This is a genomic window from Streptomyces sp. NPDC052107, assembly GCF_040680215.1.
Classification (GTDB): Bacteria; Actinomycetota; Actinomycetes; order Streptomycetales; family Streptomycetaceae; genus Streptomyces.
Window position 1 is genome coordinate 328,965 of record NZ_JBFAWG010000004.1, and the last position, 8,964, is coordinate 337,928.

At 72.2% G+C, this 8,964-nt stretch carries 5 protein-coding genes; 2 read left to right on the forward strand and 3 right to left on the reverse strand.

The window, feature by feature from the left end:
* Nucleotides 1–70: 70 nt before the first annotated feature.
* The 3 genes from AB0M27_RS07000 to eccE form a co-directional block, all read right to left on the reverse strand.
* Nucleotides 71–3,271 carry an SCO5717 family growth-regulating ATPase gene (locus tag AB0M27_RS07000; RefSeq protein ID WP_365718720.1) on the reverse strand — a complete coding sequence of 1,067 codons (3,201 nt, stop codon included), beginning with the start codon at nt 3,269–3,271 and terminating at the stop codon, nt 71–73.
* A gap of 282 nt (nt 3,272–3,553) precedes the next feature.
* A complete protein-coding gene (locus AB0M27_RS07005) occupies nt 3,554–4,297 on the reverse strand; it encodes a hypothetical protein (RefSeq protein WP_365718742.1) in 744 nt (247 codons plus the stop codon).
* Between the two features lie 20 nt (nt 4,298–4,317).
* Complete coding sequence (gene eccE / locus AB0M27_RS07010; protein WP_365718722.1) at nt 4,318–5,679, reverse strand: type VII secretion protein EccE; 1,362 nt, start codon at nt 5,677–5,679, stop codon at nt 4,318–4,320.
* Nucleotides 5,680–5,886: 207 nt separating this feature from the next.
* Between eccE and eccB the strand changes: the two genes are divergently transcribed.
* Nucleotides 5,887–7,407: a type VII secretion protein EccB gene (gene eccB / locus AB0M27_RS07015; protein ID WP_365718724.1), complete on the forward strand. Its 1,521-nt coding sequence runs from the start codon at nt 5,887–5,889 to the stop codon at nt 7,405–7,407.
* A 25-nt stretch (nt 7,408–7,432) separates the two neighbouring features.
* Nucleotides 7,433–8,713 (forward strand): type VII secretion-associated serine protease mycosin, encoded by a 1,281-nt coding sequence (mycP, locus tag AB0M27_RS07020; RefSeq protein ID WP_365718726.1) that lies wholly within the window; start codon nt 7,433–7,435, stop codon nt 8,711–8,713.
* Nucleotides 8,714–8,964: the final 251 nt, after the last annotated feature.

Here is an 8,964-nt window from a genome sequence, read left to right on the forward strand (position 1 = left end):
CTTCGGCGGTGCCACCACACGAAAGGGCGGCCGGTGCGATGAGCACCGGCCGCCCTTTCGGTTGTTTCGGTTACCGCTGCGGCGGCGGGGCCTGCGGGGGCTGCTGCCCCTGCGGGGGCTGCGGGTAGCCGTATGGCTGGCCGGGCTGCTGCGGCTGGCCCTGCTGCGGCGGGTACGGCTGGCCGGGCTGCTGCCCCGGAGCCTGCGGGTAGGGCTGCTGGCCCGGAGCCTGCGGGTACGGCGGCTGGCCCTGCTGGGGCGGGTAGGGCTGCGGCGGCCCGGTGTACAGCTCCTGGCCGGGTGCCTGCGGGTAGGGCTGGCCCGGTATGGGCTGGCCCGGCATCGGCGGGGCGGCCACCGGCGGCGGGTTGCCGTCGCTGGTCCACAGGCCGTGCGCCTGCTGGTGCCGCACGAAGTCCTCGGCGATCAGCGCGGCGAGGTTGAAGTACGCCTCGCGCGTCCGCGGCCGCATCATGTCGAGGTCGACCTCGGCACCGGCCGCCAGATGCTCGTCGAAGGGCACGACCACGACGCCGCGGGTCCGCGTCTCGAAGTGGGAGACGATGTCCTCCACCTTGATCATCTTGCCGGTCTCGCGGACCCCGGAGATGACCGTGAGGGACCGGGAGACCAGGTCGGCGTACCCGTGCGCGGACAGCCAGTCCAGCGTCGTACTGGCGCTGCTCGCACCGTCCACCGAGGGCGTGGAGATGATGATCAGCTGGTCGGCGAGGTCCAGTACGCCGCGCATGGCGCTGTACAGCAGACCCGTGCCGGAGTCGGTCAGGATGACCGGGTACTGCCGGCCGAGGACGTCGATCGCGCGCCGGTAGTCCTCGTCGTTGAACGTGGTCGAGACGGCCGGGTCCACGTCGTTGGCGATGATCTCCAGACCGGAGGGCGCCTGCGAGGTGAACCGACGGATGTCCATGTAGGAGTTCAGGTACGGGATCGCCTGCACGAGGTCACGGATGGTGGCACCCGTCTCCCGGCGCACGCGCCGCCCGAGGGTACCGGCGTCCGGGTTCGCGTCGATGGCGAGGATCTTGTCCTGCCGCTCGGTGGCGAGGGTGGAGCCCAGCGCGGTGGTCGTGGTCGTCTTGCCGACGCCGCCCTTGAGGCTGATGACCGCGATCCGGTAGCAGGACAGCACCGGCGTGCGGATCAGCTGCAGCTTGCGCTGCCGCTCGGCCTCCTCCTTCTTGCCGCCGAGCTTGAACCGGCCGCCCGCCGCCGCGGGCCGTCCGCTCTTCGCCTTCTGCTTCTTGTTGTTCAGCAGCCGGTCCGAGGACAGCTCCACGGCGGCCGTGTAACCGAGCGGCGCGGCACCGGGGTTGGTCGGCTGCCGCTGGTCGTGCTGGACGGGCTGCGGCCACGCCGCACCGGAACGCGGGTCCACCGGGGCCTGGGGGGCCTGGGGTGGCTGCGGGGTCTGCTGTCCCTCGGCGGCGGTCGGCGCGCCGTGCGGGCCCTGCGGAGCCTGGGGGAAGCCGTAACCGCCGGGCTGGGGCTGAGGGTTAGGGGTGCCGGGCTGGGGGAAGCCGTAACCGCCAGCCGCATTGGGGTCGTTGGGGTTCGGCTGGGGTGCGGGCGGTTGCGGGAAGCCGTAACCACCCGGCTGGGGCTGGGGCTGGGGCTGGGGCTGGGACTGGGGCTGGGCGTTGGGGGTGCCGGGTTGCGGGAAGCCGTAAGCACCCGCCGCGTTCGGGCCGTTGGGGTGCGGCTGCGGCTGCGGCGCAGTGGGCTGGGGGAAGCCGTAACCGCCCGGCTGGGGCTGGGGCTGGGGCTGGGGCTGGGGCTGGGGGTTGGGGGTGCCGGGCGGCGGGAAGCCGTAAGCGCCCACCGCGGCGGGGCCCGTCGGGTTCGGCTGCGGTCCCGGGCCCGCCGCCGGCTGCCCGGCCGCGTTCGGCTGACCGGGCTGCGGTGCGGTGGGTACGCCGGGCTGGTTGGCCTGATTGGCCTGGTTGGGCTGGTGCCAGGCGGCGGGCGCGGGCTGCGGGGCCTGCGGCTGGAACGGCGGCTGCTGGTCAGGTCCGCCACCGGGGCCCTGCGCGGCCGCCGGCTGCGGCTGCCCCGGCATCGGGCCGGGCTGCTGCTGCGCGGGCCACTGGGCCGCCGCAGCGGGCGCCGCGGGCTGGTAGGAGGGCGGCAGCGGCGGCACACCGCTCTGCGGCGCGGGCGGAGGCGTCCAGCCGGGCTGGGCGTCCGGGGCGGGAGCGGGCGGCACGGTGGCCTGGGGCGCGCCGGTCTGTGACGAGCCGTCCTGTGCGGGGGCGTCGGTGGTCGTGGCATCGGAGGCAACGACGCCCTGCGCCACGGCGTCCGTGGACCCGGAGGCGTGGGAGTCGGCGTCGCCGGACTCGCCGTTGTCGGCTTCGGCATCCTCGGCGGGCCTGTCCCCGGCACCGTCGGCGTCCCCGGCCTGGGCACCGACGTCACCCTCGACGGTGTCGTCGACCTGGGCCTCGCCTTCGCCCTCATCCGCATCGGCCACGGAGACAGCCGCGTCCTCCCCGGAACCGGCGTCATGCTCGGAACCGGCGTCATGCTCGGAACCGGCGTCATGCCCGGAGCCGACCTCCGCGGAGACCACCTCCGCAGACTTCGCAGCACCCGACAGCTCCTCGGCACTTTCGGCCAAGCCCTCCGCTGCAGACGCCTCGAACGCGTCGCTCTCCGCACCGGCGGAGCCCGTGGCCGTACCCTCCGTCGAGTCCTCGTCGCCGGTGCCGTCCCGCATCGCGGCCGCGCGCTCGGCGATCTCGGCGATCTCGCGCTTCAGGGCCACGGCGGAGAACCGCATGGTCGCCCCGCTCTCCAGGTCCCCATTGCTCGTGTCCGGTTCGACCTCGGGAACCGGCGCCTCCGGCCGGGCCTGCTGAGCCGGCTGGGCGGACTGCGGCGGCTGCGCCTCGAAGCCCTCCGGCAACCGCGGCATGGGAACGGGATTCCCGACGGGCGGCGCGGGCGCGGCGTAGGGGGCGCCTTCGGCCGACGGAGACGGAGCATAGGGCGCGCCCTGGGCCGGTGGGGGCGGCGGTGCGTAAGAAGTCCCCTGCGGCGGCGTGAACGGAGCGCCCTGCGGGGGCGGTGGGGGTACCGGAGCCGACGAAGACGCACCGGACGAGCCCTGCGCGTTCTGCGTGTACCAGGCGGGCGGCGCGTAGTCGATGGTGAACTCGCCCGTCATCTCGATGGCGGACTCCGCGTCGGTCTGGTCGTCGTCGGGTGTGTCCCAGCCCCCGCGGATCCCGTCCCGATCGCTGTTCACAGTTCCTCCTGGTGTGGTCGAACACCCTCATGCCGTGCTTGGGGGCGACCGTTCCTGTCGTACGATTCGCCGGGCTTCCCCCTTGGGTCGACGGACCCCTGCGTCGCAGCGCGCGCACCGCCCGACCCCAGCCTAATCACCAAAGCGACGCGACTGGCAGGCCCGGCCGACCCTTCGTGCCCGTCCGACGCGTCACACCGGGCCCGAGACGACTGCGGTGCATGCGGACGTACACCAAAACGTGACAACAGTGCTCGTGAAAAACCAGGCAAGTTGGACGCGTCAGTCCATCCGGCGTGCCACGCCCAGCAGTCCCGTCTCGGCGTCGGTCGCCCGAGTCACCACGTACTGCCGGTCCCGCTCGGTGCACCAGAGGGTCACTCCGTCCGGAAGCGTGGGCAGCGTGTCGAGTTCGGGGCGCGGGAGCCCCATCACCCGCCCGATCTCCACCGCTTCGTCCGGCGACACGCGCTGCACGCCGACCAGGCGCGCCTGCCGCATCAACCGCGGCGCGACCGGGCTCAGATAGGGCAGCAGCGTCAGCACGGACTGCCAGGGAGCCGACACCACGCGTCCGCGCGGCGGCCGCATGCCACAGTCCCGCACCACCAGCACGGGCGTACCGGCCGAGGCGCCCTGCGGCGGCACACGGCCGACGTCGTACACCGCGAGGCCGTTCTGTCCGCCGCCCATGGCGTGCACCATGGGCATCCAGGCCTGTGCGCGCCCCGTCTCGACGGCCACGCGCGCCCCCGTCGCCGCCGCCCGCAGCGCCATGACCTGCGCGGTCCACAGGCCGCCGATGAGCACGATGTCGTACGGCGTGGGGCGGTTCACCCCGAGCACGGCGGGCTGGCCCTCGGCGTTGACGCCGACGACCACGCCGTCGTCGCCGATGGGCAGGGACAGCGCGTCGGCCTGCTCCACGGGCAGCACGTGCCGCGGGTGGCGGGGGCCGAGGAGGCCGAAGCCGGTGCGCAGCCGTTCGCCGAGGCCGGGTGCCGGCGAGGCCGTGCCCGACGGCATGGGAGAGGTCGACAGGGCCATCAGCGGGCACCTCCAAGCGGCAGGGTGGCCAGAACGCCGGGGAGTTGTTCACGGTCCAGGCGGGCGAGCCCGGTTCGCGCAGACCGTGCCGCCTGTTCCAGATTGCGCCGGGCGTCGGTCAGTTCCTGGTTGCTGCGGCCGGTGATGCGGACATGGCCGGTGATGGCCACGTCCTGCTGCGCGCCCTTGGCCAGGGTCAGGCTGAAGGTCGTCGCAAGGGCGGGCACCTCGGTGAGCTGCGCCACCAACTGCGCCAGCGAGCCGCCGGATCCGCCGAGTTGAGGCCAGCGGCGCACCCAGTAGGTGGTGTGCCGGCGATTGTCGCAGCGCCAGCTGCGGAGGGACTCCTCGGTGCGGCGCTGCGGCGCCTCACCGCGCCCGGCCTGAGCCGTCACCATGGGGTTGGCGCACGCGGACGTCGCGATGGCGGCCGTCAACTCCTCCTCGGTGAGCACGCTCGCCCGGAACCCGGCGCCGGTCAGGCGGCTCGACAGATGCTCGGCCAAGCGGGTCAGGCACTTCTGCGCGCCCGACAGCCCGCCGCCGCGCGCGGCCACCGCCTCCGGGCACAGCTCGGGATCCAGCTTCAGCGCGATCCAGGTGATGCGGACCGCGGGGGAGCCGGTCTGGGCCTGCAGCGGCGCGTAGTTGCTGACCACCACCGACTGCTGGGGCAGGTGCAGCGCGGGCGCGGGCTGGGTGTGCACGACGATCTGCGCCGACTCCAGCCGGATTCCGTCGACTTCGAGGGCGTCCCGTACCAGGCCCACCGGCAGCGGTCTGCGGCCACGCTCCGCGCGCAACGCGCCGGCGTCCGACTCCACTTGGAGCAGCGCGGTCAGGAAGCCACCGTCACCGACCATGCCGATCGGCCGCTGGTCGCGGTCGTCGCCTCGGCTGTAACTGTAGGTGCGCAGGGTCGGGTCGCACTCCACGGCCGGCGCGAGTCCGGCGTCGGTGCCCGCCGGCACCGGTGTGCTCGCCGCCCGCCGTTTGCGGGCCCGCAGCGCCAGCAGGGTGCTGAGCCATTCAGGCAGGGATCGCCCCCGGCGGCGTACGACCGCGAGCACCACGAACAGCACGGCGACCGGGGCCACGGCGATCAGCGCGACCGTCCCCACGAGCCACCCGCTCAGCACGAGCGCACCCGCGATCTCCAGCAGCACCAGCCGCTGCAGCGCGAACGAACCGCCGCGGCCCGAGCGGGACTCCAGATGCGGTGCGAACGAACCCTGGTAAGCGGTCGGTGCCTGCTGGGTGGTGGGCTGAGAGGAGGACGAGCCGCGGGCACCCGAGCGGCGCGCGCGACGAGGTCGTGATCCCGATTGCGATCGCGACCGGGTCCGCGTTGCGGAAGCCATCACTCCAAAACCCCCGAACTCACCCGGAAACCCTTTGAGCTCCGGTCCCTTCAAGCCGTGAGCACCCTACCCGTGCCACAAGCACACCCACGCAACAGGCATAGTAGGGGGCGGGTCTGACAGACGAGTCATCAGAGGCAACCGAGGGCGGGGGACGGATCTTCACAGGTCCCCCACGGCTCCGCAACGGGGAGAGAGCGGACACAGATGGCATCACGGCGGCACGAACTCAACGCCTACACCTTCGCGAAGCGCCGCACGCTCGCAGCATTCCTTCAGCCTTCGCCCTCCGGCTCGGAGGAAGGCGCCCCCAAGCCGCTGGGCGCACTGGTGCCCGGTCTCGTCGTCGGCGCCGTGGTCCTCGCGGTGTTCGGCGGGATCGGGATGTTCAGTCCGACGGCGCCCAAGGGGTGGGACGACCCGGAGAAACACGTCATCGTCGCCAGCGAGTCGACGACGCGGTACGTCGTCCTGAAGACGGGCAAGCAGGTGCAGCTGCACCCCGTCCTCAACATGGCCTCGGCCAAGCTGCTGCTGAGCCCCGAGAACGACAGCGTCATCACCGTCGACGAGAAGATCCTGGACAGCGGCAAGCCGCCGCACGGCGTCACCATCGGCATCCCCTACGCTCCCGACCGCCTGCCCTCCGCGGACGAGGCCTCGGCCGCCAAGCGCTGGGCGGTGTGCGAGCGGCCCGGCGCCGGCGGCCGGGCTATCCAGAAGGCGGCCTTCGTCCTCGCGAAGAAGGAATGGTCCAGGACGGAGGGAGCCGACCGGCTCACCCGTGGCGACCTGATGTACGTCGTCGCGCCGGACGGCAAGACCCAGTACGTCGTCGACGCACAGGGCACGGCGTACCAGATTGAGAACCCGGACGACAAGGAACTGCTCAAGGCCCTCGACACCCAGGGCCGCGCCCCGCAGCGCGTCTCGCAGGATTGGCTCGCCACCCTGCACAAGGGCGACGCGGTCTCGATCCCCCGCATCCAGGGCACGCCCGGCGTGAAGGCCGGTGCCGGGTTGCCGGACCAGTACGACAAGGTCGGCGAGGTCATCAAGGCGTACGACGGCCACACGCTCCAGTACTACGTCGTGCTGCAGGGCAAGGTGGCCCGTATCTCCGAGTTCACGGCCACGCTCCTGCTCAACAGCGGACAGCTCGTCAACGTCGGACAGGCCGGTGAGGCGCAGCAGGTCAGCCCCGGCGCGGTCGCCGACAGCACCACGTTCGAGGGAGGCAAGAGCTGGCCGGCGTACAAGCCGAGGACGGTGAACGACGGCTCCAGCGCCACCAGCGGCCGTAACACGGTCTGCAACGTCCTGCGCTCGGTCGGCGCCAAGGGCGGCACCACCCTGTCGACCTGGGTGGGCAAGGACTTCCCCGCCCAGCTGCCCACCGGCTCCTCCAGCGGCTACGTCACCCCCGGCTCCGGTCAGCTCTACCGCCAGTTCCAGGGCACGGAGACCTCGGTCGGCGGCGTCTTCCTGGTGACCGACACCGGCCTGCGCTACGCCCTCCAGTCCAACAGCGACAGCGACAGCAGCAACGAAGGCATCGGTACCTCCGCCGAGAAGCGCAAGGAGGAGCTGCAGGAGGCGAGGATCGCCCAGACCCATCTCGGCTACGAGAAGGTGTCTCCCACCCCCATCCCCATGGAGTGGTCGACGTTCCTGCCGACCGGCCCGCGCCTGTCGGAGGCGGCGGCACGGCAGCCGCAGGGCTCCTAGCGGCGGGGCGGAGGAGAACGGAATCATGCTGAACGCAAAGACGCCCGGGACCGGGACCTCGGGCACCGCGGCCAGAACGGCGGCCCTGGCCGCCGCGGTGGTCCTCACCGCGACCACGACGGTGATCGCCCTCCCCGCCGCCCCGGCCCTGGCGGACGACGGTCAGTGCACGTTCCCGTCGAAGCCTTACACGGGCCGGCCGTGGGCGCTGCAGCGCGTCAACCTGGACGAGTTGTGGGCGCTGTCGACCGGCAAGGGCGTCCGGGTGGCCGTGATCGACACCGGAGTCGACGTCAAGAACCGTCAGCTCACCAAGGCCGTGGAGGCATCGAGGGGCAGGAACCTGCTGCCCCCCAAGAACTCCAAGGGCGAGCAGATAGATCGCGGCAACAGCTCCGGCACCACGGACACGGTCGGCCACGGCACGCGCGTGGCGGGCATCATCGCGGCCCGCCCGATGAAGGGCACGGGCTTCGTCGGCCTGGCCCCGGACGCGACGATCATCCCGATCAAGCAGAACGACGCCGAGGGCGACGGCACGGCCGAGACGCTTGCCGAGGCGGTGACGTACGCGGTCCACGCCGGCGCGGACGTCATCAACATCTCCCAGGACACGGCCAACGCGCTCGACCCGAAGGACTCGAAGCTGAAGGACGCCATCGACTACGCCTTGGGGCAGAAGGTCGTGGTGGTGGCCTCGGCCGGCAACGACGGCCTCGGTGGCAACGTCAAGGTGACGTACCCGGCGTCGTACAAGGGCGTCCTGGCGGTGGCGGCGTCGGACCGCAACAACGAACGGGCGCCCTTTTCACAGTCGGGATATTTCGTGGGAGTCGCCGCTCCCGGTGTCGACATGATCTCCACAGTCCCGGGCGGCGGACACTGCTCGGACAACGGCACGAGTTTCTCGGCCCCCTATGTGGCGGGCGTCGCGGCCCTGTTGAAGGCCAAGTACCCCAACTGGACGGCCCAGGAGGTCGTCGCTCAGATCGAACAGACCGCGGAACGCTCGATCCCCGGGCACGACCGGTTGGTGGGCTGGGGCGTGGTGGACCCGGTGAAGGCGCTGTCGGACGTGGATCCGGAGCACCCCGTCCAGTCCCCGCAACCCGAGGGCGGCGTGTCCAAGGCGGAGGCCCCGTCGGTCGCGCCCCTGCACTTCGGCGAGACCGCGGAGGAGCGGAACAGCCGCATGGCGACTTACGTGGTCGTGGGCGGCCTGGTCCTGGTGGCGGGCCTGAGCGGTACGGCGGTGGCGCTACGGGATGCGCGGCGCAGGCGCGGCAGGCTGGAGACCGGGCGGTGAACGCCCTGGACAAACTGAACGGGCTGGGCCTGTTCCTGTCCGCCGTGCCCCGCAGACCCGGGTTCGACTTAATTCGGTGACCTGGAGGATCGAATCTGGCCTCTGACCTGGGCGGACATGGGTGTGGCCGCCTGGAGGGCGTTTCTCTAGGCGGTGGCGTTTCGGCTGGTCAGCGAGATGTGGCCTGGAGGTCGAGGACCTGCTTGGGGTGGGGGATGTCGAGCTTGGCGAGCAGGTCGGCTTGCGGCTTG